General features: G+C 67.8%; 22 protein-coding genes. 4 read left to right on the plus strand and 18 right to left on the minus strand.

Annotation, left to right across the window (positions count from 1 at the left end; all coding sequences use genetic code 11):
- Nucleotides 1-2 precede the first annotated feature (2 nt).
- On the minus strand, nucleotides 3-1,061 hold the full coding sequence (gene pyrC / locus WS91_RS18140; RefSeq protein ID WP_059670733.1) for a dihydroorotase: 1,059 nt from the start codon (nucleotides 1,059-1,061) through the stop codon (nucleotides 3-5).
- Between the two features lie 203 nt (nucleotides 1,062-1,264).
- Between pyrC and WS91_RS18145 the strand changes: the two genes are divergently transcribed.
- Nucleotides 1,265-2,188, plus strand: coding sequence for a class II glutamine amidotransferase (locus WS91_RS18145; RefSeq protein WP_038754194.1), 924 nt, complete (start codon nucleotides 1,265-1,267; stop codon nucleotides 2,186-2,188).
- Nucleotides 2,189-2,443: 255 nt separating this feature from the next.
- Here WS91_RS18145 and WS91_RS18150 read toward each other — a convergent pair whose 3' ends face one another.
- From WS91_RS18150 to WS91_RS18175, 6 genes are all read right to left on the minus strand, one after another.
- The gene (locus tag WS91_RS18150; protein ID WP_038754197.1) at nucleotides 2,444-3,169 is read right to left on the minus strand and encodes an amino acid ABC transporter ATP-binding protein; all 726 of its coding nucleotides are present in this window, start codon (nucleotides 3,167-3,169) and stop codon (nucleotides 2,444-2,446) included.
- Nucleotides 3,166-3,843 (minus strand): glutamate/aspartate ABC transporter permease GltK, encoded by a 678-nt coding sequence (gene gltK / locus WS91_RS18155; RefSeq protein ID WP_038754200.1) that lies wholly within the window; start codon nucleotides 3,841-3,843, stop codon nucleotides 3,166-3,168. Before gltK ends, WS91_RS18150 begins: the two co-directional genes overlap by 4 nt.
- Nucleotides 3,843-4,583 carry an amino acid ABC transporter permease gene (locus WS91_RS18160; protein WP_038754203.1) on the minus strand — a complete coding sequence of 247 codons (741 nt, stop codon included), beginning with the start codon at nucleotides 4,581-4,583 and terminating at the stop codon, nucleotides 3,843-3,845. The genes gltK and WS91_RS18160 overlap by 1 nt, the downstream gene beginning before the upstream one ends.
- 82 nt (nucleotides 4,584-4,665) lie before the next feature.
- Nucleotides 4,666-5,559: a glutamate/aspartate ABC transporter substrate-binding protein gene (locus WS91_RS18165; protein WP_038754206.1), complete on the minus strand. Its 894-nt coding sequence runs from the start codon at nucleotides 5,557-5,559 to the stop codon at nucleotides 4,666-4,668.
- 218 nt (nucleotides 5,560-5,777) lie between these two features.
- Nucleotides 5,778-7,082: a Glu/Leu/Phe/Val family dehydrogenase gene (locus WS91_RS18170; RefSeq protein WP_059583354.1), complete on the minus strand. Its 1,305-nt coding sequence runs from the start codon at nucleotides 7,080-7,082 to the stop codon at nucleotides 5,778-5,780.
- A 289-nt stretch (nucleotides 7,083-7,371) separates the two neighbouring features.
- The gene (locus WS91_RS18175) at nucleotides 7,372-8,322 is read right to left on the minus strand and encodes a LysR substrate-binding domain-containing protein (RefSeq protein ID WP_059583352.1); all 951 of its coding nucleotides are present in this window, start codon (nucleotides 8,320-8,322) and stop codon (nucleotides 7,372-7,374) included.
- A gap of 479 nt (nucleotides 8,323-8,801) precedes the next feature.
- On the opposite strand from WS91_RS18175, the gene WS91_RS18180 reads away from it, so the two are divergent.
- Entirely contained in the window at nucleotides 8,802-10,211 is a 1,410-nt protein-coding gene (locus WS91_RS18180; RefSeq protein WP_038754215.1) for an MFS transporter, read from the plus strand.
- A 106-nt stretch (nucleotides 10,212-10,317) separates the two neighbouring features.
- Nucleotides 10,318-11,706, plus strand: coding sequence for an adenylosuccinate lyase (gene purB / locus WS91_RS18185; RefSeq protein WP_038754525.1), 1,389 nt, complete (start codon nucleotides 10,318-10,320; stop codon nucleotides 11,704-11,706).
- 105 nt (nucleotides 11,707-11,811) lie between these two features.
- On the opposite strand, the gene WS91_RS18190 is transcribed toward purB, so the two are convergent.
- The 4 genes from WS91_RS18190 to edd all read right to left on the minus strand — a co-directional run bounded on the left by WS91_RS18190 (nucleotide 11,812) and on the right by edd (nucleotide 16,426).
- The gene (locus tag WS91_RS18190) at nucleotides 11,812-12,333 is read right to left on the minus strand and encodes a gluconokinase (protein WP_038754218.1); all 522 of its coding nucleotides are present in this window, start codon (nucleotides 12,331-12,333) and stop codon (nucleotides 11,812-11,814) included.
- 12 nt (nucleotides 12,334-12,345) lie between these two features.
- Complete coding sequence (locus WS91_RS18195; protein WP_059583347.1) at nucleotides 12,346-13,707, minus strand: GntT/GntP/DsdX family permease; 1,362 nt, start codon at nucleotides 13,705-13,707, stop codon at nucleotides 12,346-12,348.
- Between the two features lie 219 nt (nucleotides 13,708-13,926).
- Nucleotides 13,927-14,553, minus strand: a complete 627-nt coding sequence (eda, locus tag WS91_RS18200) for a bifunctional 4-hydroxy-2-oxoglutarate aldolase/2-dehydro-3-deoxy-phosphogluconate aldolase (protein ID WP_038754224.1) — start codon at nucleotides 14,551-14,553, stop codon at nucleotides 13,927-13,929.
- A gap of 19 nt (nucleotides 14,554-14,572) precedes the next feature.
- Nucleotides 14,573-16,426, minus strand: coding sequence for a phosphogluconate dehydratase (gene edd / locus WS91_RS18205; RefSeq protein ID WP_038754227.1), 1,854 nt, complete (start codon nucleotides 16,424-16,426; stop codon nucleotides 14,573-14,575).
- 299 nt (nucleotides 16,427-16,725) lie between these two features.
- On the opposite strand from edd, the gene WS91_RS18210 reads away from it, so the two are divergent.
- Nucleotides 16,726-17,751: a MurR/RpiR family transcriptional regulator gene (locus tag WS91_RS18210; protein ID WP_059583345.1), complete on the plus strand. Its 1,026-nt coding sequence runs from the start codon at nucleotides 16,726-16,728 to the stop codon at nucleotides 17,749-17,751.
- A gap of 456 nt (nucleotides 17,752-18,207) precedes the next feature.
- Here the strand turns inward: WS91_RS18210 and WS91_RS18215 are convergent, their stop codons facing one another.
- The 7 genes from WS91_RS18215 to WS91_RS18245 form a co-directional block, all read right to left on the minus strand.
- A complete protein-coding gene (locus WS91_RS18215; RefSeq protein ID WP_081990064.1) occupies nucleotides 18,208-18,630 on the minus strand; it encodes a CopD family protein in 423 nt (140 codons plus the stop codon).
- Between the two features lie 17 nt (nucleotides 18,631-18,647).
- Nucleotides 18,648-19,919, minus strand: coding sequence for a glutamate-5-semialdehyde dehydrogenase (locus tag WS91_RS18220; protein ID WP_038754236.1), 1,272 nt, complete (start codon nucleotides 19,917-19,919; stop codon nucleotides 18,648-18,650).
- A 152-nt stretch (nucleotides 19,920-20,071) separates the two neighbouring features.
- A complete protein-coding gene (holA, locus tag WS91_RS18225; RefSeq protein ID WP_038754239.1) occupies nucleotides 20,072-21,160 on the minus strand; it encodes a DNA polymerase III subunit delta in 1,089 nt (362 codons plus the stop codon).
- Nucleotides 21,161-21,205: 45 nt separating this feature from the next.
- The gene (locus tag WS91_RS18230; protein WP_038754242.1) at nucleotides 21,206-21,757 is read right to left on the minus strand and encodes an LPS-assembly lipoprotein LptE; all 552 of its coding nucleotides are present in this window, start codon (nucleotides 21,755-21,757) and stop codon (nucleotides 21,206-21,208) included.
- Between the two features lie 42 nt (nucleotides 21,758-21,799).
- A complete protein-coding gene (gene leuS / locus WS91_RS18235) occupies nucleotides 21,800-24,394 on the minus strand; it encodes a leucine--tRNA ligase (protein ID WP_038754245.1) in 2,595 nt (864 codons plus the stop codon).
- Between the two features lie 271 nt (nucleotides 24,395-24,665).
- Nucleotides 24,666-25,169 (minus strand): ExbD/TolR family protein, encoded by a 504-nt coding sequence (locus tag WS91_RS18240; RefSeq protein WP_059670734.1) that lies wholly within the window; start codon nucleotides 25,167-25,169, stop codon nucleotides 24,666-24,668.
- A gap of 37 nt (nucleotides 25,170-25,206) precedes the next feature.
- Nucleotides 25,207-25,914 (minus strand): MotA/TolQ/ExbB proton channel family protein, encoded by a 708-nt coding sequence (locus tag WS91_RS18245; RefSeq protein ID WP_059670735.1) that lies wholly within the window; start codon nucleotides 25,912-25,914, stop codon nucleotides 25,207-25,209.
- Nucleotides 25,915-25,931: the final 17 nt, after the last annotated feature.

A 25,931-nucleotide genomic window follows, 5' to 3' on the forward strand; every position in this document is an offset into this window, starting at 1 on the left:
CTTCAGACGAGCCGCCAGCCGATCGGCTCCCCACCGCGCAGCGGCACGACGGGGCTCCCGCCCGCGTCGATCTCCAGCGGCAGTTCCCACGTCTCGCGGTGCAGCGTCACCGTGTCGGCGCTGCGCGGCAGGCCGTAGAAATCCGCGCCGAAGAAGCTCGCGAAACCTTCGAGCTTGTCGAGCGCGCCCGCCTGATCGAACGCCTCCGCGTACAGCTCGAGCGCGTGCAGCGCCGTGTAGCAGCCCGCGCAACCGCACGCGGCCTCCTTCGCGCCCTTCGCGTGCGGCGCGCTGTCGGTGCCGAGGAAGAAGCGCGGGTTGCCCGACGTCGCAGCCGCGACGAGCGCGACCCGGTGCGTCTCGCGCTTCAGCACCGGCAGGCAGTAGTAATGCGGGCGGATGCCGCCCACGAACATCGCGTTGCGGTTGTACAGAAGATGGTGCGCGGTGATCGTCGCGCCGATCTGGCCGGGCGCCGCGTCGGCATCGCGCACGTAATCGGCCGCGTCCTTCGTCGTGATGTGCTCGAACACCACCTTGAGCCCCGGCAGCGCGCGGCGCAGCGGCTCCATCACGCGCTCGATGAACGCCTTCTCGCGATCGAACAGGTCGATCGACGGCTCCGTCACCTCGCCGTGCACGAGGAGCGGCATCCCGACTTCCTGCATCGTCTCGAGCGTCTTCGCGCATTTGCCGAGCAGATCCGTCACGCCTGCGTCGGAGTTCGTCGTCGCGCCCGCCGGATACAGCTTCACGCCGTGCACGAAGCCGCTTTCGCGCGCGCGGCGGATTTCGTCCGCAGGCGTGTTGTCGGTCAGGTACAGCGTCATCAGCGGCTCGAACGTCATGCCGGCCGGCAGTGCGGCCAGGATGCGCTCGCGGTACGCCTGCGCCTGCGCGGTCGTCGTGACGGGCGGCTTCAGGTTCGGCATGATGATCGCGCGGCCGAACTGGCGGGCGGTGTGCGGCAGAACGGCCGCGAGCATCGCGCCGTCGCGCACGTGCAGGTGCCAATCGTCGGGGCGTGCGAGGGTCAGCGAGGCGGGGGCAGAAGCATTCATGGTGTCGTGGGAATGGCGCGCGGCGACGGGCGAAGCGCTGCGCGCCGGCCGCGCGCGACGCCGACTGACGGCAAACCGCAACACGGAACCGCTCGGGCGCGGTTTTCGCCTTTTGCCGCTTGGGGCTCGGTGATATGCTTGAAGCCGACATTGTACCGGTTCTGTCCGGTGTACTCCCCGCCAGCCTCAGCCGCACCCGCGATATGTGCCAACTCTTCGGAATGAACTGCGCCGAACCGACGGACGTGACGTTCTCGTTTACCGGCTTCGCAGCCCGCGGCGGGCTCACCGATCACCATGCAGACGGCTGGGGCATCGCGTTCTTCGAGGACAAGGCCTGCCGCCTCTTCATCGACCAGCAATCGTCCGCGACGTCGCCCATCGCCGAGATGGTCAAGCGCTATCCGATCAAGTCGAAGAACACGATCGCGCACATTCGCAAGGCGACGCAGGGGCACATCCTGCTCGAGAACTGCCATCCGTTCATGCGCGAGCTGTGGGGCCGCCACTGGATCTTCGCGCACAACGGCGATCTGCACGACTATTCGCCCGACCTCGAAGGCGGCGTCTTTCAGCCGGTCGGCACGACCGACAGCGAGAAAGCGTTCTGCAAGCTGATGCAGGGCCTGCGCGATGCGTTCCCGGGCGCGCAGCCGCCGCTGCCCGAACTGTTCGAGCAGGTGGGCGAGCTCACGCGCGACATCACGCGGCACGGCGTCTTCAACTTCCTGATGTCGAACGGGCAGGCGCTGTTCGCGCACTGCTCGACGCGGCTGCACTACCTCGTGCGGCGCTGGCCGTTCTCGACCGCGCACCTGATCGACGAGGACATCTCGATCGATTTCGCGAAATACACGACGCCGGAGGATCGCGTCGCGGTGATCGCGACGCAGCCGCTTACCGACGACGAAGTGTGGACCGCGCTCGAACCGGGCGAGCTCGTGATGTTCCAGTGCGGCGACGTCGCGGCGACGATGCGCATTCCGGTGCCGCAAGCCGTGCTCGAGAAGCTCACGAATCCGGAGCTCGATGCGTCCGCGTCGGCGCCGCGCCGGGCGGCCGCGCTCGCGTCGGCCGACGTGGCCGGCGTGGCCGGCGATCTCGGCGACGATCCGGTCGATTTCTGATTTTTCCCGGTTGCGCGCCGCTCGACCGGATGCTTCGATGCAGGCGCGTCGCGCCGCTGAAGCGTCCGAACCGCGGCGCGCGGCGCCGCCCGGCGACACGCACGCCGGCACCGCTTCCACCGAACTCCGCTCAAGACCGATCCCGGCCTTCGGCCCGACGCGAGCGGCCGACAAAAAAGGCCGACCGACGTTCGCCGGACGGCCTTCTGCGCATCGAAAGCGACGCCGCGCGCTCGCGCGGCGCAGCCCTCGCGATCAATGCAGGATCTTCGCGAGAAAATCCTTCGCGCGATCCGATTTCGGATTCGCGAAGAAATCCTCCTTGCGGTCGTCCTCGACGATCAAGCCCTTGTCCATGAAGATCACGCGATGGGCGACCTTCTTCGCGAAGCCCATCTCGTGCGTGACGACCATCATCGTCATCCCTTCCTTCGCGAGCTCGACCATCACGTCGAGCACCTCGTTGATCATCTCGGGATCGAGCGCGGAGGTCGGCTCGTCGAACAGCATCGCGATCGGGTCCATCGACAGCGCGCGCGCGATCGCGACGCGCTGCTGCTGGCCGCCCGACAGTTGCCCCGGATACTTGTGCGCGTGCGCCTTGAGGCCCACGCGATCGAGCAGCTTGAGCCCCTTCTCGGCCGCTTCGTCCTTGCCGCGGCCGAGCACCTTGATCTGCGCGAGCGTCAGGTTCTCGGTGATCGACAGGTGCGGAAACAGCTCGAAGTGCTGAAACACCATCCCGACCTTCGAGCGCAGCTTCGACAAGTTGGTCTTCTTGTCGCCGACCGACTGGCCGTTGACCAGGATCTCGCCCTGCTGGAACGGCTCGAGACCGTTCACGGTCTTGATGAGCGTCGACTTGCCGGAGCCCGACGGCCCGCACACGACCACCACCTCGCCTTTCTTCACTTCCGTCGTGCAATCCGTCAGCACCTGAAACTGGCCGTACCACTTCGACACGTTCTTAATGGAAATCATCTTGTGACCTTTTTCTGGAGACCTTTGACCAACGCGGATGCAACCGAGCACACGACGAAATAGCACGCGCCCGCGAACAGGATCATCTCGACGCTCGTGCCGTCGCGATCGCCGATGTTCGCGGCCGTGCGGAAGAAATCGGCAAGGCTGATCACGTAGACGAGCGACGTGTCCTGGAACAGCACGATCGCCTGCGTGAGCAGAAGCGGCACCATCGCGCGAAACGCCTGCGGCAAGATCACGAGGCGCATCGCGTGCGCGTAGTTCATGCCGAGCGCGAACGCGGCGTTCACCTGCCCGCGCGGCACCGCCTGGATGCCCGCCCGGATGATCTCCGAATAATACGCGGCTTCGAACAGCGAGAACGCGACCATCGCCGACGCGAGCCGGATGTCGATCGTCGGCGACAGGCCGAGCACGCCCTGCAGCACCTGCGGCACGATCAGGAAGAACCACAGCAGCACCATCACGAGCGGAATCGAGCGGAACACGGTGACGTAGCCCTGCGCGAACCACGCGAGCGGCTTCACGCCGGACAGGCGCATCAGCGCGAGCAGCGTGCCCCAGACGATCCCGACCACGATCGCGAGCAGCGTGATCTCGAACGTGACGATCGCGCCCGTCCAGAGCGCCGGCAGCGCGCCGGGAATACTACTCCAGTCGAACTGATGCATCACTTGCCTCCGATGTAGCCGGGCAGCCGGGACTTGCTCTCGACCCAGCGCATGAACGCCATCACGATCAGGTTGATGATCACGTAGGCGAGCGTCACCGCGATGAACGATTCGTAGGTCTGCGCCGTGTAATCGACGAGCTGGCGCGCCTGCGCGGACAGATCGAGCAGGCCGATCGTCGACGCGACGGCCGAGTTCTTGAAGATGTTCAGGAATTCGGACGTGAGCGGCGGCACGATGATTCGGTACGCGACGGGCAGGAGCACGTAGCGGTACGTCTGCCATTGCGTGAAGCCCATCGCGAGGCCGGCCGCGCGCTGGCCCTTCGGCAGCGCGTTGATGCCGGAGCGCACCTGCTCGCAGACGCGCGCGCCCGTGAAGAGGCCGAGGCAGACGATCGACGCGGTGAAGAATTGCGTGCCGGGCGGCAGCTGCTTGATCCAGGTGCCGATCGACGCGGGCAGCAGTTCGGGCACGACGAGGTACCAGACGAAGAACTGCACGATGAGCGGAATGTTGCGGAAAATCGATACGTAGACCGTGCCGATCGCCGACAGCCACTTGTTCGGCGCGGTGCGAAGCACGCCGAACAGCGACCCGACGACGAGCGCGATCACCCACGCGACGAGCGACACCTTGACCGTCACCCAGAATCCCGACATCAGCCAGCCGAGATAGGTCGTCGGTTCTCCCGTCGAAACGGGGCTCAGGAAGATGCCCCAGTTCCAGTGGTAGGACATAGCCAGACTCCAACAAAAAGAAACGGAAGAAGCCGTGCCTCTTCCGTTTCGTCAGCGCTTGTTAGCTCGAACGCCCGCCCGCTCAGTCGAGCGCCTTGTCGTTCGGATTCGCGTAGAGCTTCTTCATCTCGTCGGAGATCGGGAAGTTCAGATTCAAGCCCTTCGGCGGAATCGGATTCTCGAACCACTTCGAGTAGATCTTCGCGGCCTCGCCCGACTTCTCGACCTGCGCGATCGCGTCGTCGACCACCTTCTTGAACGCCGGATCGTCCTTGCGCATCATGCAGCCGTACGCTTCCTGCGACTGCGGCTTGCCGACGATCACCCACTCGCCCGGCTGCTTCGCCTTCGCGCGCTCGCCCGCGAGCAGCGCGTCGTCCATCATGAACGCGACCGCGCGGCCCGTCTCGAGCGTCTGGAACGACTCGCCGTGATCCTTCGCGCTGATGATGCTCATCCCCATCTGGCTCTTGTTGTTCATCTCGCGCAGCAGACGCTCGGACGTCGTGCCCGCCGTCGTCACGACGGTCTTGCCCTTCAGGTCGGCGAAGTCCTTCACGCCCGAATCCTTCTTCGTCATGAGGCGCGTGCCGATCACGAAGATCGTGTCCGAGAACGCCGCCTGCTTCTGGCGATCGAGATTGTTCGTGGTCGAGCCGCACTCGATGTCCACCGTGCCGTTCTGCACGAGCGGGATGCGGTTCTGCGACGTCACCGGAATGTTCTTCACCTGCAGGTTCGGCAGATTCAGCTTCTTCTTGACCGCGTCGACCACCTTCATCTGGAAGTCCCGCGAATACCCCACCACTTGTTGATTCTGGTCGTAGTACGAGAACGGAATCGACGATTCGCGGTGCCCCAGCGCAATCACGCCCGTATCCTTGATTTTTTTCAGCGTGCCCGTTTCCTGGGCGATGGCGCCGCCGGCAAAAGTGCTCAGCGCCGCAACCATCAGCATTGCTTTCGGGAATTTCATCGTTGTCATCTCCTTGGCGAAAACCCGCGCCAGTTTATCAAAGTAATTTTTATGAAAGTAATGGTTGTTAACCACACTTTTGACCGGGCGGCGTGCGCGTTCCGGAGCGCGTCCGGCGTGCGCATGCGCGCGCGGGCGGCACCGAAACCGGTGCCGCCCGCGAATGCATCACGGCGCAGCTCATCGAACCTCGCCGCAGATCGATCGAAACCCGTCGATCAGGGGTACAGACCGCGCATTTCGCGCGCCATCAGGATACGCTTGCACGCGACGATGAACGCCGCCGTGCGCACCGACACCTTGTGCTCTTCCGCGACCCCCCACACGCCGGCGAACGCTTCGCGCATCACGCGCTCCAGGCGGTGGTTGATCTCGTCTTCCGTCCAGAAGAAGCTCGAGAAGTCCTGCACCCACTCGAAGTACGACACGGTCACGCCGCCCGCGTTCGCGATCACGTCGGGGATCACGAGCACGCCGTTCGCGCTCAGGATGTCGTCCGCGGCCGTCGTCGTCGGGCCGTTCGCGCCTTCGACGACGATCTTCGTGCGGATCTTCGACGCGTTCTTCTCGGTGATCTGGTTTTCCAGCGCGGCCGGGATCAGGATCTCGGTTTCGACGGTCCAGAACTCGTCGTTCGGCATCGGCTCGGCGCCCTCGAAGCCGGCGACGCCGCCCGTGCGGCCGACGTGATCGAGCAGCTTGACGGTGTCGACGCCCGCCGGCTGGTAGATCGTGCCCGTGTGATCCTGCACCACGATCACCTTCGCGCCCGCTTCCTGGAACAGCTTCGCGGCGATCCCGCCGACGTTGCCGAAGCCCTGAACCGCGATGCGCGCGCCCTTGATCTCGAGCCCCCGCTTCTTCGCGGCCTCGCAGCCGACGACGAACACGCCGCGGCCCGTCGCTTCCTTGCGGCCGAGCGAGCCGCCGAGCGAGATCGGCTTGCCGGTCACGACGCCCGTCGCCGTCTGGCCCTGGTTCATCGAGTACGTGTCCATCATCCACGCCATGATCTGCTCGTTCGTGTTGACGTCCGGAGCGGGAATGTCGGTATTCGGGCCGATGATGATGCCGATTTCGCTGGTGTAGCGGCGCGTCACGCGCTCGAGCTCGCCGCGCGAGAGCTTGCGCGGGTCCACGCGGATGCCGCCCTTCGCGCCGCCGTACGGCACGTTCACGGCCGCGTTCTTCACCGACATCCACGCGGACAGCGCCATCACTTCCGACAGCGTCACGTCCTGGTGGTAGCGCACGCCGCCCTTGCCCGGGCCGCGCGACACGTTGTGCTGCACGCGATAGCCCTCGAAGTGCGCGACGGTGCCGTTGTCGAGCTCGATCGGCACGTCGACGATCAGGATGCGCTTCGGGCGCTTCAGCGTCTCGATCCAGCGCGACAGCGAGCCGAGGTACGGCGCGACGCGGTCGACTTGCTGCAGATAGTTGCCCCAGGGGCCGAGATCGTCCGCGTGCAGGTACGACGGAATGGACTGCGTGACGGACGGGGACTGCGGTTGCGAAGACATGGAATCTCCAACGGTCGAAGAATGCGCACATTGTCGAAAAACCGAATTTCGAAATCCAATGCCGTTTGCTTATTCGATTATGCGTTTCGTGCATGATCGGGCTTTTGCGCGAAAAACCGCGCGTTCGCCGTTCGAACGGCTGCAATCCCGATGCGATTCGCCGCGGCAGCTTTCGTGCGCGGCCGGCGCGCGCTCGCATGGGCGGGCGCGGCGCTCCCGCCGCGCGGGCGGTGCGGCAACGGCGTGCGATTGCCGCGTCGCGCCGGAGATGCCGCGCCCGGCCGCCGCGTCAGGCCGCCGCGCCGAGCTCCTCGCGCACCACGTCCCAGAGCGCGCGCACGAGTTTCTGCCGCGGCTCGTCGCCCTGCACCGCGAGCTTGTCCCGATAAAGGCGGATCTCCATCGTCAGCGTGAACGGCTCCGCGCCGCCCTTCGCCGCGCGGCCGAGCTTCACGAGGCGGCCGCTCGCGACCGCGTCCTCGACCGCGCTGTGCGGCAGGAACGCGACGCCGTGCCCGGCGAGCGCCATCGCCTTGAGGGCCTCGGCCATGTCGGTCTCGTAGACCTTGTCGAGAAAGAGCGGCGAGCGCGCGTTCGCGATGATCACCTCGGTCATCCGGCCGAGGTACGCGTTCGGCGTGTACGACAGGTACGGCACGGGCGCATCGGCCGTGCCGGGCAGCGCGTAGCGCGCGCGCCCGCCGCGGCCGGGCGCCGAGAACGGGCTGATCGGCTCGACGCCGAGCGTCAGCATGTCGTAGCGGGCCGGATCGAGCGCGACGGGGTGGCTCGGGTGGTGGTAGCCCATCACGAGATCGCAGCCGCCCTCGACGAGCGACAGCACCGCGTCGTGCACGTTCAGCGCGCGCAGCCGTGTGTGGACCGGCCCCATCTTCGCCTCGATGCGCTGCAGCCAGCGCGGAAAGTACGTGAGCGACAGCGTGTGCGGCACCGCGAACTCGATCGTCGGCACGGGCGCGCCGACGTGGCCGCGCAGCAGCGTACGCGCCTCGTGCGCCTGCGACAGCATCGCGAGCGCCTGTTCATAGAACACCTGGCCCGCCTGCGTGAGGCGGGTCGGATAGACCGAACGATCGATCAGTTCGGTGGCGAGCCACGCCTCGAGCGCCTGGATTCGGCGCGAAAACGCGGGTTGCGACACGTGCCGCAGCTCGGCCGAGCGGCTGAAGTTGCGCGTTTCCGCGAGCGACACGAAGTCTTCGAGCCATTTGAGTTCCATGCGTGCCTTTGCTGCGCAAAGCGAATGCGAGGGAAGAAGCACGCATTTTAGCGGCCGGAGGCGTCGGCCGCGCCGGCGCACCGGCCGACGGCGCTCGCGGATGCATGTCCGCGTCGGCTTTCGCTGCGGCAAGCAGCCCGGCGCCTGCCCGGGCGCGTCTCCACGTGCTTGATTCTTCACACTTTCCGCGCCGCACCAACGCCGCGCGCACGCACAGGCGCGGTGCCGCGCGCCGCGGCGCGCGCCTGCCGCCGGTGCGCGCGGGCGTCGCGCCGTCGCGCGTCGGCACCCGAGCGCCGGCAACGCCGTTTTTCCCGCCGGCCTTGTGCGGCGTTCGTTCGCGCCGTTTGGAACAAAACATGCACTTCATTGGCATGAAGCTTGCGGAACTGCGCGTCGGCCTGTCCCGCGCACCGCGCAGCGGCCCGTCGCCCCTTTTCCACCATCCGCCGTCGTCCGGCATACGCGAGGCTTTACCGATGGATACTCTGCGCACCTCCCTCCGAAGCGGCAACTGGCGCTCGCTTCTGGCGTGCTTCCTCTACTTCGATACGGGCTTCACCGTCTGGGTGCTGTACGGCCCGCTCGCGCCCTTCATCAGCAAGGACATCGCGATGACGGCCGCGCAGCAGGGCTTTCTCGTCGCTGTGCCGGTACTCGCGGCGGCCATCCTGCGCGTGACGCTCGGCAACCTCTACCAGTCCGCCAACGGCCGGCGCATCGCGCTGATGGGCGTGCTGCTGTCCGCGCTGCCCGCCGTCGTGCTGCCGTTCGTGCCCGGCACGCCGTCGTACACGCTGCTCCTCGTGCTCGGCGTGTTCCTCGGGATCGGCGGCGCGAGCTTCGCGGTCGCGCTGCCGATGGCGGGCAGCAGCTATCCGCCGAAAGTGCAGGGCCTCGTGCTCGGCCTCGCCGCCGCGGGCAACATCGGCGCGGTGCTCGACGGCTTCATGTTCCCGCACATCGCCGCCGCGCTCGGCTGGAAGTTCTCGACGGCGGCCGCGCTGCCGCTCCTCGCGATCGCCGGCTTCGCGCTCTTCGCGTGGGCCGACGACCGCGGCGAGAAATCGGGCAGCGCGAAGCGCGCGTTCGGCGCGTTCGTGTTCACGCTCGTCGGCCTCGTCGCGCTCGTGCTCGCCGTGCACGCGGGCGTGTTCGGCGCGGGCAAGACGGGCGTGCTGCTTCTCCCCGTGATGGGCGCGCTCCTCGCGATCGCCGTGCTGCCCGGCCGCTATCGCTCGGTGCTCGCCGAGCGCGACACGTGGGTAATCATGCTGATCTACAGCATCACGTTCGGCGGCTTCGTCGGGATGTCGTCGTACGTGACGCTGCTCCTCACGACGCTCTACCAGATGCCGAAGATCGAAGCGGGCCTCTTCATGTCGCTGCTCGCGTTCCTCGGCGCGATCGTGCGCCCGTTCGGCGGCCACCTCGCCGACCGCATCACCGGCGTGCGCGCGCTGATGGTCATCCTCGCCGTGATCGCCGCCGCCGACTTCGCGTTCGCGGCCGTGATGCCGCCGCTCGCGGGCGGGATCGCGCTTCTCGTGTGCCTGTACGTCGCGTTCGGCCTCGGCAACGGCTCGACGTTCCAGCTCGTCCCGCACCGCTGGAAGGGCAAGACGGGCCTGTTGTCCGGCATCGTCGGCGCGGCGGGCGGCATCGGCGGCTTCTATCTGCCCGTCGTGATGGGCATCGCGAAGGAAAGCACGGGCAGCTACCAGCTCGGCTTCGCGACGTTCGGCGCGCTCTCGACCTGCGCGTTCGTCGCGCTCGCGATGCTGCGCGCGCAGTGGCTGCGCTGGGCCGCGCCGGAGCTCGCCGCGGCCGAGCCGGCGGCGGCCTCCGGCGCGATGCCGATCGGCGGCGCCGCCCGCGTCGGCGACTGAGCATTTTCGACGACGGCGCGCGGCGGCCGGGCGGCCGCGCGCCGATGGTAAAATTCGCGGTTCTCCCCCTTCACGTTTGAACCGCGGCCGCAAGCCTCGCCCGATCATGTCCGACACCCGTCCCGATACCCTTTTCGCCCTCACCGCGCTCTCGCCCATCGACGGCCGCTACGCCAGCAAGACCGAAGCGCTGCGCGACTGGCTCTCCGAGGCCGCTTTCATGCGCCACCGCGTCACCGTCGAGGTGCACTGGCTGATCGCGCTGTCGCGCGCCGGCTTCGCCGAAGTGCCGCGCTTCTCGGAGGCGGCCGAGCAGTTCCTGCTGCAGCTCGTCGAGCGCTTTACCGCGCACGACGCCGCGCGCATCAAGGAAATCGAGCGCGTGACGAACCACGACGTGAAAGCCGTCGAGTACTGGCTGAAGGAATCGGTCAAAGGCCAGGCCGAGCTCGAGCGCGCGAGCGAGTTCATCCACTTCGCGTGCACGTCGGAGGACATCAACAACACGTCGCACGGGATGATGCTCGCCGGCGCGCGCCGGCACGTGATCGTGCCCGCGCTGCGCACGGTCCACGGCCGCCTCGTCGCGCTCGCGCACGCGCACGCCGAGCAGCCGATGCTGTCGCGCACGCACGGCCAGCCGGCCAGCCCGACGACGCTCGGCAAGGAGCTCGCGAACGTCGCCGCGCGTCTTGCGCGCGCGATCGAGCGCATCGAGAAGGTCGAGATCCTCGGCAAGATGAACGGCGCGGTCGGCAACTTCAACGCGCATCTTTCCGCGTATCCGGAGTTCGACTGGGAAGCGTTCTCGCGCGACGTGATCGAGAACCGCCTGAAGCTCACGTTCAATCCGTACACCATCCAGATCGAGCCGCACGACTACATGGCCGAGCTGTTCGACGCGGTCTCGCGCGCGAACACCATCCTGCTCGACCTCGACCGCGACGTGTGGGGCTACATCTCGGTCGGCTACTTCAAGCAGAAGACGAAGGCCGGTGAAATCGGCTCGTCGACGATGCCGCACAAGGTCAACCCGATCGACTTCGAGAACTCGGAAGGCAACCTCGGCCTCGCGAACGCGACGCTGCGCCACCTCGCCGACAAGCTGCCGGTGTCGCGCTGGCAGCGCGACCTGACCGATTCGACGGTGCTGCGCAACATGGGCGTCGCGCTCGGCTATTCGCTGCTCGCGTATGATTCGCTGATCCGCGGCCTCGACAAGCTCGAAGTGAACCCGCAGCGCCTGAACGAAGACCTCGACAACTGCTGGGAAGTGCTCGCCGAGCCGGTGCAGACGGTGATGCGCCGCTACGGCATCGAGAATCCGTACGAGCAGCTGAAGGAGCTCACGCGCGGCAAGGGCATCACGCGCGACGCGCTGCAGCAGTTCGTCGGCACGCTCGCGATTCCCGAGGACGCGAAGGCGCGCCTGCTCGCGATGACGCCCGCGTCGTACATCGGCAAGGCGGTCGAGCTGGCGCAGCGCATCGCGTAACGCGCGTCGTCGACGCAATGCAAAAGGCGCCCCGCGGGGCGCCTTTTCTTTTCGCCGCCGAGCCTCGGCGACGCACGGCGGCGGCCGCGACGCGGCCGCGCGCGGTCATTGCTGCTGTTGCTGCTGTTGCTGCCGCGCGCCGCCGAGTTGGCTCATCACGCGATCGACGATTTCGTCGGGCGTCAATTCGATGCTGACTTCGATCGCTTCGTCCGGGCCCGGCTCCTCGAGCGTCTCGAGCTGGCTTCGCAGCAGCGACGGATCGAAGAAGTGCCCGGTGCGCGTCTTCAGGCGCTCGCGCAGCATGTCGAACGAGCCCTTCAGATAGACGAAGCGCACGTCGCGATCGTTGCCGCGCAGGATATCGCGGTACGCGCGCTTGAGCGACGAGCACGTGAACACGGCCGTCTCGCCCGCGCGCTGCTTCGCCTCGATGGCGTCGCGGATCGACTGGAGCCACGGCCAGCGGTCCTCGTCGGTGAGCGGAATCCCGCGGTGCATCTTGTCCTTGTTGGCGGCGCTGTGAAACGCGTCGCCGTCGGTATAGCTGCACGACAGGCGTTCGGCGAGCATCTCGCCGATCCGCGACTTGCCCGCGCCCGACACGCCCATTGCGATCAGAATCATGACTACCCCTTGTTACAGAACCGCGCTCAGCAACAGCGTGAACGTGAGACCGAGCAGCGAGATGATCGTTTCGAGCAGCGTCCAGGTCTTGAACGTCTGGCCCACGGTCATCCCGAAATATTCCTTGATCAGCCAGAAGCCGCCGTCGTTCACGTGCGAGAAGATCAGCGATCCCGACCCCGTCGCGAGCACGAGCAGCTCCGGCTTGACCACGACGCCCGACGCCGACGCGATCGGCGCGACGATGCCGCAGGCCGTCGTCATCGCGACGGTGGCCGAGCCCGTCGCGAGACGGATCAGCGCCGCGACGAACCAGCCGAGCAACAGCGGCGAGAGGCTTGCGTGCGTCGCGGTCGCGACGATCTGCTGCGAGATGCCGCTGTCGCGCAGGATACCGCCAAAGCCGCCGCCCGCGCCGACGATCAGCGTGATGCCCGCGATCGGCGCGAGGCATTCGCCGCAGAACTTCTGGATCTGGTCACGCTTGAAGCCCTGCAGCTTGCCGAACGTGTAAAAGCTCACGAGCACGGCGATCAGGAGCGCGACGTCCGAGTTGCCGGCGAAGCGCAGCAGATTGTTCGGCAGCGACTTCGGCGCGAAGACGAGATCGGCCCAGCTGCCGACGAGCATCAGCACGACGGGCAGCAGGATCGTGAACAGCGTGATGCCGAAACCCGGCAGCTCGCGCTGCTGGCCCGCCGCGTGCGTCTCGACGAATTGCGCGGCGAGCGGATTGTTTTCCGGCAGCTTCACGAACTTCGAGATCGTGAGCGCGAACAGCGGGCCGGCGACGATCGCGGTCGGCACGCCGACGATGAGGCCGTAGGCGATCGTCTTGCCGATGTCGGCGCCGTACTGCTGAACGGCCAGGAGCGCCGCCGGGTGCGGCGGAATCAGGCCGTGCACGACCGACAGGCCCGCGACCATCGGCAGGCCGACGACGAGCAGCGACTTGCCGGTGCGCTTCGCGACGTTGAACGCGATCGGGATCAGCAGCACGAAGCCGACTTCGAAGAACACCGGCAAGCCGACGATGATCGCGACGAACATCATCGCCCAGTGAATGTTCTTCTCGCCGAACCAGTCGATCAGCGTGGTCGCGATCCGCTCGGCGCCGCCCGATTCGGCCATCATCTTGCCGAGCATCGTGCCAAGACCGACGACGATCGCGATGTGGCCGAGCGTGCCGCCCGTGCCCGCCTCGAACGATTTCACGATCTTGTCCATCGGCATGCCGACCACGAGGCCGAGACCGAGCGACACGATGATGAGCACGAGGAACGGATACACCTTGTAGCGCGCGATCATCAGGATCAGCACCGCAATCGCGATCACGGTGTAAATCAGCAGCATGCTGCCTTGGACAGCCCCCATGTAGCACTCCTCCTTGGGATGTATCGGGCCGGGCGCGGCGAGCCGCGCCCGACTATGCAGGTCTCCGAAACGAGGCGGCTGACCGCCCGTCGGGACGCTGAATTTTACTTTTGTTTAACGGGCCGCGATAGAACCGGTTCCATAGGCAAAAACCCTCGCAAAAACAACCAGATCGATTGTTTCGTCCGAAGGTTTCCGCTGGCATGCGCTCGGCGGCGTTCAGCGCGCGAGGCGGCTCGCCGCCTGCGCGAGGCGCGTGACCTCGGCCCAATCCTGCGCGGCGAGCGCCGCCTTCGGCGTGAGCCACGAGCCGCCGACGCACACGACGTTCGGCAGCTTCAGGAAGTTCGGCGCGGTCTCGGCGGTGATGCCGCCCGTCGGGCAGAACTTGAGCGCCGGGAACGGGCCGTGGAACGCCTGCAGCATCGGCACGCCGCCCGCCTGCTGCGCCGGGAAGAACTTCACGATCTCGTAGCCGAGCTCGAGCGCGACGATGATGTCGGTCGGCGTCATCACGCCGGGCAGAAGCGGCAGGCCGGCGTCGACGGCCGCCTGGTGCATCTCCTTCGTGAGGCCGGGCGATACGCCGAACTTCGCGCCCGCCTGCTTCGCGAGCGCGCACTGCTCGGGCTTCGTGATCGTGCCGACGCCGACGACGATGTCGTCGGCGAGCTCGCTCGCGCGCTTGATCGCTTCAAGCCCGGCCGCGGTGCGCAGCGTGATCTCGAGCACCTTCACGCCGCCCGCGTGCAACGCGCGCGACACTTGCTCGCCCTGTTCCACCGAATCGAATGCAAGCACCGGAATCACCGGGCCCAGCTTCACGATCTCGCCAATCGTCTTCATCAATGCAGCTCCTTTTCGCTTATGCGGTGACGTGGGCCGCTTCGCCCACCAACGCGCCGAACACCGACGCGCCCTGCTCCGCCGGCGCGGCCGCCGCGCGGAACACGCCGAACAACTCACGGCCGAAGCCGACTTCGTTTTCCGCCTGATGCGCGGGCCGCGCGACCGCGCGCGCCGCCCATTGCGCATCGTCGATCTCGACGTCGAGCACGCCGGCTTGCGCGTCGATCACGATCGTATCGCCCGTTTGCACCTTGCCGAGCGGGCCGCTCAAGAGCGCCTCGGGCGACACGTGGATCACGGCCGGCACCTTGCCCGACGCGCCGGACATCCGGCCGTCCGTCACGAGCGCGACGCGGTAGCCCTCGTCCTGCAGCACGCCGAGCAGCGGCGTAAGGCGATGCAGCTCCGGCATCCCGTTCGCGCGCGCGCCCTGGAACCGCACGACCGCGACGAAATCGCGCTTCAACTCGCCCGCGTCGAACGCGGCCTGCACCGCTTCCTGCGAATCGAACACGATCGCGCTCGCCTTCACCTTGCGGTGCTCGGGCGCGACCGCCGAAATCTTGATCACGCCGCGCCCGAGCCTGCCCTGCATCAGGCGCAGCCCGCCGTCCGGCTGGAACGGCGCGGCGATCGGCCGCAGCACCTTGTCGTCGCCGCTCGCGTCGACGCCCGGCACCCACGTCAGCTTGCCGTCGATCAGGCGCGGCTCGTTCGTGTAGTGCGCAAGGCCCTTGCCCGCGACGGTCGTCACGTCGTCGTGCAGCAAGCCGCCTTCGAGCAGGTTGCGCACGAGGAACGCGATGCCGCCCGCCGCGTGGAAGTGATTCACGTCTGCCTTGCCGTTCGGGTAGATCTTCGCGAGAAGCGGCACCGCGGCCGACAGCGCGTCGAAGTCGTCCCAGTCGATCAGGATGCCCGCCGCGCGCGCGATCGCCACGAGGTGCAGCGTGTGGTTCGTCGAGCCGCCCGTCGCGAGCAGCGCGACGATGCCGTTGACGATCGCCTTCTCGTCGATCACGTGGCCGATCGGCGTGTAGTTGCCGCGCTCGGCCGTGAGCTCGAGCACGCGGCGCGCGGCCTCGGCCGTCAGCGCGTCGCGCAGCGGCGTGTGCGGATGGACGAACGCCGCGCTCGGCAGATGCAGCCCCATCACTTCCATCAGCATCTGGTTGCTGTTCGCGGTGCCGTAGAACGTGCAGGTGCCGTGGCCGTGGTACGCGGCCGATTCGGCCTCGAGCAGCGCGTCGCGGCCCACCTGGCCCGTCGCGAACTGCTGGCGGATCTTCGCCTTGTCGTCGTTCGACAAGCCGCTCGTCATCGGGCCGGCCGGCACGAAGATCGTCGGCAGATGGCCGAACTGCAGCGCGCCGATCAAGAGGCCCGGCACGATCTTGTCGCAGATGCCGAGGCAAAGGGCCGCATCGAACATGTTGTGCGTGAGCGCGACGGCCGTGCTCATCGCGATCGCTTCGCGCGAGAACAGCGACAGCTCCATCCCCGGATTGCCCTGCGTCACGCCGTCGCACATCGCCGGCACGCCGCCCGCGAACTGCGCGACGCCGCCGCGCTCGCGCGCGGCCGCCTTGATGATGTCGGGAAAGCTCTTGTACGGCGCATGCGCGGACAGCATCTCGTTGTACGCCGACACGATGCCGATGTTCGGCTCGCGGATCGCCTTGATCGCGAACTTGTCGCTGCCTTCGAGGCCCGCGAAGCCGTGCGCGAGATTCGCGCACGACAGCGCGCCGCGCGCCGGGAAGCGGCCCTGCGCGGCGTCGATGCGGGCGAGATAGGCTTGGCGGGTCGGTCGGCTGCGCGCGATCACACGCTCGGTGACGGACGCAAGAGTGGGGTGCAGCGTGGCCATGCTGGGCGCTCCTCACATGAGCCGGGCGAGGCCGGCAAGCTGGAATCGTGGGGACGTCCGACGAGTCGAACGAACGGCGCGAGTTTAGTAGAAAAACTACAAGCTCGCAATCTCGCAGCGCAGCAAAGCCGGCGATAACGCTACGCTATGGCCGATGAATACAGCATATACACCTAGCGTTAACCCTGATTCGCAATGACCTTCATCAGGATAATCGCTAGAAAATTCTTGTAGATTTTCTACAAAACTACCGCGATACTCACATCCATCCCCCAACCTCTCCTGCGTCAATTCGCATCATGCTTCCCCGTATCGAGAAGATCCGCGCCCAGCTTCGCCCGTCCGAGCGCAAGCTCGCCGACTTCGTGCTCGCCGCGCCGCGCGAGGTGCTCGATCTGTCGATGATCGAGCTCGCCGCCCGCGCGGGCGCGAGCCAGCCGACGATCGCGCGCTTCTGCCAGGCGCTCGGCTGCAGCGGCTTTCGCGAGTTCAAGATCCGGCTCGCGCAGAGCGTCGCGCCGGGCGTCGCGTCGGTGTATCGCGACGTCGAACCCGACGAGCGCGCACCCGGCATCATCGGCAAGGTGTTCGACCGCACGATCGGCGCGCTGATCGAGGTGCGCAACAGCCTGTCGGCGACGAGCGTCGCCGACGCGATCGAGCTGCTGACGCGCGCGTCGCGCATCGAGTTCTACGGCGCGGGCGGCTCGGGCATCGCGGCGCAGGACATCCAGCACAAGTTCTTCCGGCTCGGCGTGCCGAGCGTCGCGTACTCGGACCCGCATACGTTCTCGATGTCGGCGGCGCTCCTCGGCGCGAACGACGTCGTCGTCGCGATCTCGAACACCGGGCGCACGCGCGACATCGTCGACGCCGCGCGCGCGGCGCGCGCGTGCGGCGCGAAGGTGATCTCGATCACGCACAGCCACTCGCCGCTCGCGCAGTTGTCGACGGTGAGCCTCGCGTCGAACGTCGCCGAGGAAACCGATGTGTTCTCGCCGATGACGTCGCGGATGTCGCATCTCGCGATCGGCGACATCCTCGCAGTCGGCGTCGCGCTGCGGCGCGGGCCCGAACTCGTCGACCGGCTCGGCCGCGCGAAGGAAGCGATCACGCGGCGGCGGATCGGCGTCGACGCGAAGGGGGCGAAGGAGGCGACGAAGGACGGGGCGAAGGACGGGGCGAGAGACACGTCGGGCGGCGTATCGGGCGGCACGTTGGGAAACATGCCGGGAGACGCATCGCAAGAGGAATCGAAGGACGCGCCGAAGGATGCGTCGCGCGAAGCACGCATCGCGCGCGACGTCGAGGACGTGAAGGATTAGAGCCTGCTCACGCCAATCACGGGCTGGCGAACGCCCCTTGCCGGCCGTCCCGCAAGGGGACAAGCGACACGCGACACCGCGCTGCGGCCGGCAAGGGGCGTTCCTCTGATATCACGAATCTCTTGCGGGGCCGGCCGCCAGCCCGTGATCGGCGTGAACGGAACGCCGGGCGGCCGCGCGCGAAAGTTCGCCACGCTCGCGCCCCGATTCTGACGCCGAACTTCGAGTCTCGGGCGTCGCGCTGCGAGCCGGGGCTTCGGTTTCGAGCGCGAGCGCGGACATACGAACAGAAGGCATTGAGCGCCCGCTTCGCACGACGAACACCACGACTTCCGCGCCCGTCCCCATCGCACGCCGCCATACAAAAAACCCCGGCCGCCAGGGCCGGGGCTTTCTCGCCGGCGTCTGCGCCGGCATCGACGCGGCGACGGCGGCCATGCCGAGCGCCGCCTGCGCTCAAAACGGCTTGATCACCGCGAGCGCGACGGCCGCGAGCATCCCGAGCACCGGCAGCTCGTTGAACACGCGATACCACTTGTCCGAGCGGCGATTCTCGCCGCGCTCGAACGCCTTCAGCAGATGCCCGCAATACGCGTGATAGATGACGAGCAGCAGCACGACCGCGAGCTTCGCGTGCACCCAGCCCTGCCCCTGCCCGATGCCGATCACGAGCCACAGCCACAGGCCGCACGCGAGCGCCGGCGCCGCGATGATCGTCATGAAACGGAACAGCTTGCGCGCCATCGCGAGCAGCCGCCGGACGGCGGCGGGATCGGTCTCCATCGCGAGGTTCACGTAAATGCGCGGCAGATAGAAAAGCCCCGCGAACCACGACGCGATCAGCACGATATGGAAGGTCTTCACCCAGAGCATGGTCATTGATCAGTCGCCTTTCGTCACTGACGCCCTTCGCCGTGCCCGAGCACCACGTACTTCAGCGACGTGAGCCCTTCGAGCCCGACCGGGCCGCGTGCGTGCAGCTTGTCGTTCGAGATGCCGATCTCCGCGCCGAGGCCGAACTCGAAGCCGTCGGCGAAGCGCGTCGACGCGTTCACCATCACGCTCGCCGAATCGACTTCGCGCAGGAAGCGCATCGCGCGGTCGTGGTCTTCGGTGACGATCGCGTCGGTGTGATGCGAGCCGTACTCGTTGATGTGCCCGATCGCGGCGTCCATCCCGTCGACGATCTTGACCGCGAGCACGGGCGCGAGATATTCGGTGCGCCAGTCTTCGTCGGTCGCGTCGACGAGCGGGCCCACGCCCGCCGCCTCGAGCACCGCGCGCGTGTCCGCGTCGACGCGCAGCTCGACGCCCTTCTCGCGATACAGGCGGCCGAGCGGCGGCAGCACCGCCGGCGCGATTCCGCGCGCGACGAGCAGCGTCTCCATCGTGTTGCAGGTGCCGTAGCGGTGCGTCTTCGCGTTGTCGCAGACGGTGAGCGCCTTCGTCAGGTTCGCGCGATCGTCGACGTACACGTGGCAGATGCCGTCGAGGTGTTTGATCATCGGCACGCGCGCCTCGTTGATCAGCCGCTCGATCAGGCTCTTGCCGCCGCGCGGCACGATCACGTCCACGTATTCGGTCATCGTGATCAGCTTGCCGACCGCCGCGCGATCGGCGGTCTCGACGACCTGCACCGCATCCTGCGGCAGCCCCGCCGCCTCGAGCCCTTCGCCGATCAGCTTCGCGAGCGCGGTGTTCGACTCGAGCGCTTCGGAGCCGCCGCGCAGGATCGTCGCGTTGCCGGACTTCAGGCACAGCGCGGCCGCGTCGACCGTCACGTTCGGCCGCGATTCGTAGATGATCCCGATCACGCCGAGCGGCACGCGCATCTGGCCGACCTGGATGCCGCTCGGGCGGTACTTGAGGTTGCCGATCTCGCCGATCGGGTCCGGCAGCGCCGCGACCTGGCGCAGCCCCTCGATCATCGTCTTCAGCGCCTTGTCGGACAGCGTCAGGCGATCGATGAACGCCGCGTCGTGACCCTTGTCCCTCGCGCGCGCGACGTCGCGCGCGTTGGCCGCCTTCAGTGCGTCGGCGTCGCGCTCGATCGCTCGCGCGACCGCCTCGAGCGCGGCGTTCTTCGCGGCGGTGGACGCGCGCGCGACGTCGCGCGCAGCACGCCGCGCGCGGCGGCCGACATCCGTCATGTACTGATCGATATCCATCGTGAGACTCGCAATGCAAGCCGCGTCGAGCGGCGAAAAAACGATTGTCGGAAAGCGGATGCGCGGGGCGCTGCCGCGGCGGTCACGCGGCGGCGAACCGCCCCATGCCGAGCCGCCCCACGCCGATTGTAAGCGCCGGCGCGAAAGCGCGCTCAGGCTGGCCGGCGTGGCGCGTCGCCGCCTGGCCCGGACGCGCGCGCGACCGTCATCGCGAGCTGGAACAGGCCGTCCCATGGGTCGGGCGGCGGCTCGCCGCGCGCCGGGCCGCGCGACACGGCGGCGAGCCCCTTGACCTGCCGGTCGAGCCGCGCGGCGAACGCGAGCGCGTGCTCGAGCCCGGCTTCGGACACGCGCGCGAGCGCGGGCCCGACGAGCCGCTCGCGCGGCCCCCACACGCGGTTCTCGCGCACGAGCACGGCGAGCGGCTTGCCGGCCGCGACGCCGCGCTTGATCCGAAGCAGCGTGCGCAACTCCTCGACGACCGCCCACAGCACGAGCACGAGCGCCTCGCCCTCGCCCTTCAGGCCGTCGATCATCCGCGCAAGCCGCGCGGCGTCGCCCGCGAGCATCGCTTCGTTGAGCTTGAACACATCGTAGCGCGCGACGTTCAGCACCGCGTCGTGGATCTGCTCGAACGTCAGCGCGCCGGCCGGATACAGCAGGCCGAGCTTCTGGATCTCCTGATGCGCGGCGAGCAGATTGCCCTCGACGCGCTCGGCGACGAACGCGAGCGCGCGCCGCCCGTCCTCGCCCGGCGCGACGCGCTGGCCCTGCAGCGCGAGCCGCTGGCCGATCCAGTTCGGCAATTGCGCGCGCTCGACCGGATCGATCTTCAGCGCGACGCCCGCGTTCACGAGCGCCGTGAACCACGCGGACTTCTGCGTCGCGGCGTCGAGCCGCGGCAGCGTGACGAGCATCAGCACGTCAGGGTTGCCCGCGCCGGCGAGCGTCTTCAGCGCGTCGGCGCCGTCCTTGCCGGGCTTGCCGGACGGAATCCGCAGCTCGACGAGCTGCCGCTCGCCGAACAGCGACATCGCCTGGCTCGCGCCGATCAGCGTGCTCCAGTCGAAGCCGCGCTCGACGGTATGCACCGAGCGCTCGGTGAAGCCCCCGGCGCGCGCGGCCGCGCGGATCTTGTCGCATGCTTCCTGCGCGAGCAGCGGCTCGTCGCCGTAGACGACGTACAGCCCGGCGAGCGCCTTCGCGAGATGCGGCTCCAGTGCGTCAAGTCGCAGTTGCATCGGTTCCTGCGTCGATCGTTGAACGGGAAATGGAAAACGCGGCGATCACAGCGGCGGCGGCGGCAGCGGCGCGCGCGGCGTGACGCCCGGCACGCCCTGGCCCGGCTCCGGATGCAGCGTGCGCACGATCGCGAGCCGGCGCATCAGCTGATCGATCGCGTCGTTCTGCATGTCCGCGAACAGGATCTCGGACTCCTGCGCCTTCGCGTTCGTGTACTGCGCGCTATACGTCATCGCGCGATTGAGCGCGATCACGCTCGGCGGAATCAGCGCGGCGCCGTCCTTGGCCAAAAGCGTGTAGTTCAGCGAATAGTTGAGCTGGTACTCCTGGACCGTGCCGTACTTGTCGAGCGTCAGCGTGCCCTGACCGCGCGATTCGGACAGGCTCAGCACCGCGTCCGCCTCGCCCGGCGTCTTGACGATCTTCGTGTCGCTGCCCGCCTCGACGAGGCGCGTGAGCCGCGCCGCCGCCGCGGGCGGCGCGCCGGCGATGTACAGATGCTTGAACGCGTAGTCCTGCTGCCCGCGCAGCTTGAAACCACACGCGGACAGCAGCACCGCGCTGCCCACGAACATCAAAAACGATCTGCGGATCACCTTCGCTCCTTGGCTGTTGCGTGCCTGCGCCGCCGTGCGCCGTCAAACGACGACATTCACGAGACGACCCGGCACGACAATGATCTTCTTCGCCTGCTTGCCTTCGGCGAATTTCGCGAACATCTCGTCGGCGAGCGCCGCCGCTTCGATCGCCTCGCGGCTCGCGTCCTTCGCGACCTTCAGCGCGCCGCGCACCTTGCCGTTCACCTGCAGCACGAGCTCGATCTCGGCCTGCTCGAGCGCGGCCTCGTCGACCTTCGGCCACGGCGCGTCGAGCAGCGGCGCGAACTCGTCCGTGTAGCCGAGCGCCTTCCACAGCTCGAACGTGACGTGCGGCACGACCGGGTACAGCACGCGCAGCAGCACGCCGTAGGTTTCGCGCAGCACGGCGGGCGTCGCGCCCTTCGCGCCTTCGAGCGCGTTCAGCATCTTCATCGCGGCCGATACGACCGTGTTGTACTGCAGGCGCTGATAGTCGAAATCGGCCTGCTTCAGCACGCCGTGGATTTCGCGGCGCAGGGTCTTGTCGGCTTCGCCGAGTTGCGCGGCGTCGAACGTCGCGCGCGCGGCGAGCGCGTCGCGGTTCGCATGGCCGAACGCCCACACGCGGCGCAGGAAGCGGCTCGCGCCCTCGACGCCCGCGCCCGACCACTCGAGCTGCTGCTCGGGCGGCGCCGCGAACATCGTGAAGAGGCGCGCGGTGTCGGCGCCGTAATGGTCGATCAGCATCTGCGGATCGACGCCGTTGTTCTTCGACTTCGACATCTTCTCGATGCCGCCCAGCTCGACCGGCTCGCCGTCCGACTTCAGCACCGCGCCGACGGGGCGGCCCTTGTCGTCGAACGACACGGTGACGTCGGCCGGGTTGTACCACGTCTTCTTGCCCGATGCGTCCTCGCGGTAGAACGTCTCGTTGAGCACCATCCCCTGCGTGAGCAGGTTCTTCGCCGGCTCGCCGAATTTCACGAGGCCGAGATCGCGCATCACCTTCGCCCAGAAGCGCGAGTACAGCAGGTGCAGGATCGCGTGCTCGATGCCGCCGATGTACTGATCCATCGGCATCCAGTAGTCGGTGCGCGCGTCGACCATCGTCTCGGCGTCCGGCGCCGCGTAGCGCGAGAAGTACCACGCGGAATCGACGAAAGTGTCCATCGTGTCCGTTTCGCGCTTCGCGGCCGCGCCGCACTTCGGGCACGTGCAGTTCAGGAACGCCTCGGACTTCGCGAGCGGGTTGCCCGTGCCGTCCGGCACGAGATTTTCCGGCAGCACGACGGGCAGATCCTGCTCCGGCACCGGCACGTCGCCGCACGACGGGCAGTGGATGATCGGAATCGGCGTGCCCCAGTAGCGCTGGCGCGAAATGCCCCAGTCGCGCAGGCGATACGTGACCTGCTTGTCGCCGAAGCCGCCCGCCTTCAGGTCGGCCGCGACCGCGTCGACGGCCGCGCCGTAAGCGAGGCCGTCGTACTTGCCGCTATCGATGCAAACCGCGGCTTCCTTGTCGCCATACCACTCCTGCCACGCGTCGAGCGAGTATGTTTGCCCCGCGACCGCAATCACCTGCTTGATCGGCAGGCCGTATTTCTTCGCGAACGCGAAATCGCGCTCGTCGTGGCCCGGCACGCCCATCACCGCGCCTTCGCCGTAGCTCATCAGCACGTAGTTGCCGATCCACACCTCGACGGGCTCGCCCGACAGCGGATGCGACACCGAAAAGCCCGTCGCGACGCCCTTCTTCTCCATCGTCGCGATGTCGGCCTCGGCGACGCCGCCGCGCTTGCATTCGTCGATGAACGCCTGCAGCTCGGGCTTGTCCTGCGCAAGATGCGCGGCGAGCGGATGCTCGGCCGCGATCGCGCAGAACGTGACGCCCATGATCGTGTCGGCGCGCGTCGTGAACACGCGCAGCAGCTTCTTCTCGCCGTCGAGCTCGTACGGGAAGCCGAAGTTCACGCCGAAGCTCTTGCCGATCCAGTTCTGCTGCATGATCTTCACGCGCTCGGGCCAGCCGAGACCGTCGAGATCGTGCAGCAGTTCATCGGCGTACTGCGTGATCCGCATGTAGTACATCGGGATCTCGCGCTTCTCGACGAGCGCGCCCGAGCGCCAGCCGCGCCCGTCGATCACCTGCTCGTTCGCGAGCACGGTCTGGTCGACCGGGTCCCAGTTCACGGTGCCCGTTTTCTTGTACGCGACGCCCTTCTCGAGCATCTTCAGGAACAGCCACTGATTCCACTTGTAGTAGTCGGGCTTGCAGGTCGTGACCTCGCGCGACCAGTCGATCGCGAGGCCCATCGACTGCATCTGCTTCTTCATGTAAGCGATGTTGTCGTACGTCCACTGCGCGGGCGGCACGCCGTTGGCCATCGCGGCGTTCTCGGCCGGCATCCCGAACGCGTCCCAGCCCATCGGCATCAGCGTGTTGTAGCCGTTCATCCGCAGATAGCGGTACATCACGTCGTTGATCGTGTAGTTACGCACGTGACCCATGTGCAGCTTGCCGGACGGGTAAGGCAGCATCGACACGCAGTAGAACTTCTTGCGGTCCGTGTCTTCCTTCGAGCGGTAGACATCGGCTGCGCGCCAGTCGCTCTGGGCGGCGGCTTCGACGTCGGCGGGTACGTATCTTTCGTGCATGGTGTGGTTCGGGCTGGGCTTTGAGCGGCGCGCGACGCATTGAGCCGAGCGCACGCGCGCTCGAGTGGATCGAAAGTCGCGCTTCCCCGGCGGCCGGGTGGCGGCGCGGGGAAAACGTCGATTATACCGTCCGCGCCGGCCGGCAAGGCCGTTGGCGCGGCCGCGGGCGGCGATCAGCGTGGCGCGGACGTCGCGGGTGGTGCGGGTGGTGCGGGTGACACGGGTGGCGCGAGCGGTGCGACCGGTACGGGCGGACAGCGTGGGCGGACGGCTACGGCCGCGGCGGCGGCAGCGACGGCGCAAGCCGCGCGTCGCGCTGCGGCGACGGCCGCGCCGGCGGATTCCCGCGCGCATCGGGCTTCCCGGACACGTCGGTGACGAAGCCGATCCGCGCGACGCCCGCCTGCTGCGCGGCACCCATCACCCGCGCGATCGTGTCGTAGCGGGTGTCGCGCGCGGCCCGCAGGTGCAGTTCCGGGTCCTTGCCGCCTGCCGCCGCGTCGCGCAGCCGCGCGGCGAGCGCGTCGAACGCCACGGGCGCGTCGTTCCAGTACAGCTTGCCCGCCGCGTCGATCGACACCGTGATCGTCTCGGGCGTCTCGCGCGCGGGCGCCGCCGCGACTTTCGGCAAATCGAGCCGGATCGCATGCGTGAGGAGCGGCGCGGTGATGATGAAGATGACGAGCAGCACGAGCATCACGTCGATGAGCGGCGTCATGTTGATGTCCGCCATCGGCTGCGACGTGTGCTGATGATCGAGTCCGCCGAACGCCATGCCGCCCTCCTCGCTGGATTGCCGGACCGACGCGCCGCTACGCGGCGGTGGCCGGATCGGCCGCCGGGGCCGCGGCCGTCTCGCCGCAGACGAACACGTGCAGATCGCGCGCGAAGCCGTCGAGCTCCTCGACGAGCTGGCGCACGAGCCGCCCGAAAATGTTGTACGCGAGCACCGCCGGAATCGCGACGACGAGGCCGAACGCCGTCATGATGAGCGCCTCGCCGACCGGGCCGGCGACGTTCTCGATCTGCGCCTGCCCGCTCGCCGCGATGCTGCCGAGCGCGTGATAGATCCCCCAGACGGTGCCGAGCAGGCCGACGAACGGCGCGGTGCTGCCGATCGACGCGAGCAGCACCTGGCCGAACTCGAGCCGCCGCTGCGACTTGCGCAGCGCATGGCGCAGCGCGCGCAGCACGCGCTCGCCGCGCTCGACGCGCGCCGACAGCGCGCGCGGCTCGACGCGCGACGCGGCGTCGGCGTCGCGCGCGGCCTCGGCGAGCGGCGCGAACACGCGCTCCTTGTCGGTCGCGCGCAGCGCGGCGATGCCGTCGTCGAGCGTCGCGGCCCGCCAGAACGCCGCGAGCGCGGCCGGGCCCTGGCGCTTCGCGCGCACGAGCACCCACGCCTTCACGATCAGGAAGCACCAGCTCGCGATCGACATCGCGAGCAGCACGTACGCAACCGCGTGCGTGACGGTGTCGCCGCTCTCGAGGTAATGGAGGATGCCGGTCGGGGTCGCCATCGATGCCCGCGGGGCGG

The organism is Burkholderia sp. MSMB1498, from assembly GCF_001526245.1.
Classification (GTDB): Bacteria; Pseudomonadota; Gammaproteobacteria; order Burkholderiales; family Burkholderiaceae; genus Burkholderia; species Burkholderia savannae.

What these genes read in the sequence shown, in the direction of transcription:
- pyrC (WP_059670733.1), bottom strand. Translation starts at nt 1,061, where the DNA reads ATGAATGCTTCTGCCCCCGCCTCGCTGACCCTCGCACGCCCCGACGAT.
- WS91_RS18145 (WP_038754194.1), top strand. Translation starts at nt 1,265, where the DNA reads ATGTGCCAACTCTTCGGAATGAACTGCGCCGAACCGACGGACGTGACG.
- WS91_RS18150 (WP_038754197.1), bottom strand. Translation starts at nt 3,169, where the DNA reads ATGATTTCCATTAAGAACGTGTCGAAGTGGTACGGCCAGTTTCAGGTG.
- gltK (WP_038754200.1), bottom strand. Translation starts at nt 3,843, where the DNA reads ATGCATCAGTTCGACTGGAGTAGTATTCCCGGCGCGCTGCCGGCGCTC.
- WS91_RS18160 (WP_038754203.1), bottom strand. Translation starts at nt 4,583, where the DNA reads ATGTCCTACCACTGGAACTGGGGCATCTTCCTGAGCCCCGTTTCGACG.
- WS91_RS18165 (WP_038754206.1), bottom strand. Translation starts at nt 5,559, where the DNA reads ATGAAATTCCCGAAAGCAATGCTGATGGTTGCGGCGCTGAGCACTTTT.
- WS91_RS18170 (WP_059583354.1), bottom strand. Translation starts at nt 7,082, where the DNA reads ATGTCTTCGCAACCGCAGTCCCCGTCCGTCACGCAGTCCATTCCGTCG.
- WS91_RS18175 (WP_059583352.1), bottom strand. Translation starts at nt 8,322, where the DNA reads ATGGAACTCAAATGGCTCGAAGACTTCGTGTCGCTCGCGGAAACGCGC.
- WS91_RS18180 (WP_038754215.1), top strand. Translation starts at nt 8,802, where the DNA reads ATGGATACTCTGCGCACCTCCCTCCGAAGCGGCAACTGGCGCTCGCTT.
- purB (WP_038754525.1), top strand. Translation starts at nt 10,318, where the DNA reads ATGTCCGACACCCGTCCCGATACCCTTTTCGCCCTCACCGCGCTCTCG.
- WS91_RS18190 (WP_038754218.1), bottom strand. Translation starts at nt 12,333, where the DNA reads ATGATTCTGATCGCAATGGGCGTGTCGGGCGCGGGCAAGTCGCGGATC.
- WS91_RS18195 (WP_059583347.1), bottom strand. Translation starts at nt 13,707, where the DNA reads ATGGGGGCTGTCCAAGGCAGCATGCTGCTGATTTACACCGTGATCGCG.
- eda (WP_038754224.1), bottom strand. Translation starts at nt 14,553, where the DNA reads ATGAAGACGATTGGCGAGATCGTGAAGCTGGGCCCGGTGATTCCGGTG.
- edd (WP_038754227.1), bottom strand. Translation starts at nt 16,426, where the DNA reads ATGGCCACGCTGCACCCCACTCTTGCGTCCGTCACCGAGCGTGTGATC.
- WS91_RS18210 (WP_059583345.1), top strand. Translation starts at nt 16,726, where the DNA reads ATGCTTCCCCGTATCGAGAAGATCCGCGCCCAGCTTCGCCCGTCCGAG.
- WS91_RS18215 (WP_081990064.1), bottom strand. Translation starts at nt 18,630, where the DNA reads ATGACCATGCTCTGGGTGAAGACCTTCCATATCGTGCTGATCGCGTCG.
- WS91_RS18220 (WP_038754236.1), bottom strand. Translation starts at nt 19,919, where the DNA reads ATGGATATCGATCAGTACATGACGGATGTCGGCCGCCGCGCGCGGCGT.
- holA (WP_038754239.1), bottom strand. Translation starts at nt 21,160, where the DNA reads ATGCAACTGCGACTTGACGCACTGGAGCCGCATCTCGCGAAGGCGCTC.
- leuS (WP_038754245.1), bottom strand. Translation starts at nt 24,394, where the DNA reads ATGCACGAAAGATACGTACCCGCCGACGTCGAAGCCGCCGCCCAGAGC.
- WS91_RS18240 (WP_059670734.1), bottom strand. Translation starts at nt 25,169, where the DNA reads ATGGCGTTCGGCGGACTCGATCATCAGCACACGTCGCAGCCGATGGCG.
- WS91_RS18245 (WP_059670735.1), bottom strand. Translation starts at nt 25,914, where the DNA reads ATGGCGACCCCGACCGGCATCCTCCATTACCTCGAGAGCGGCGACACC.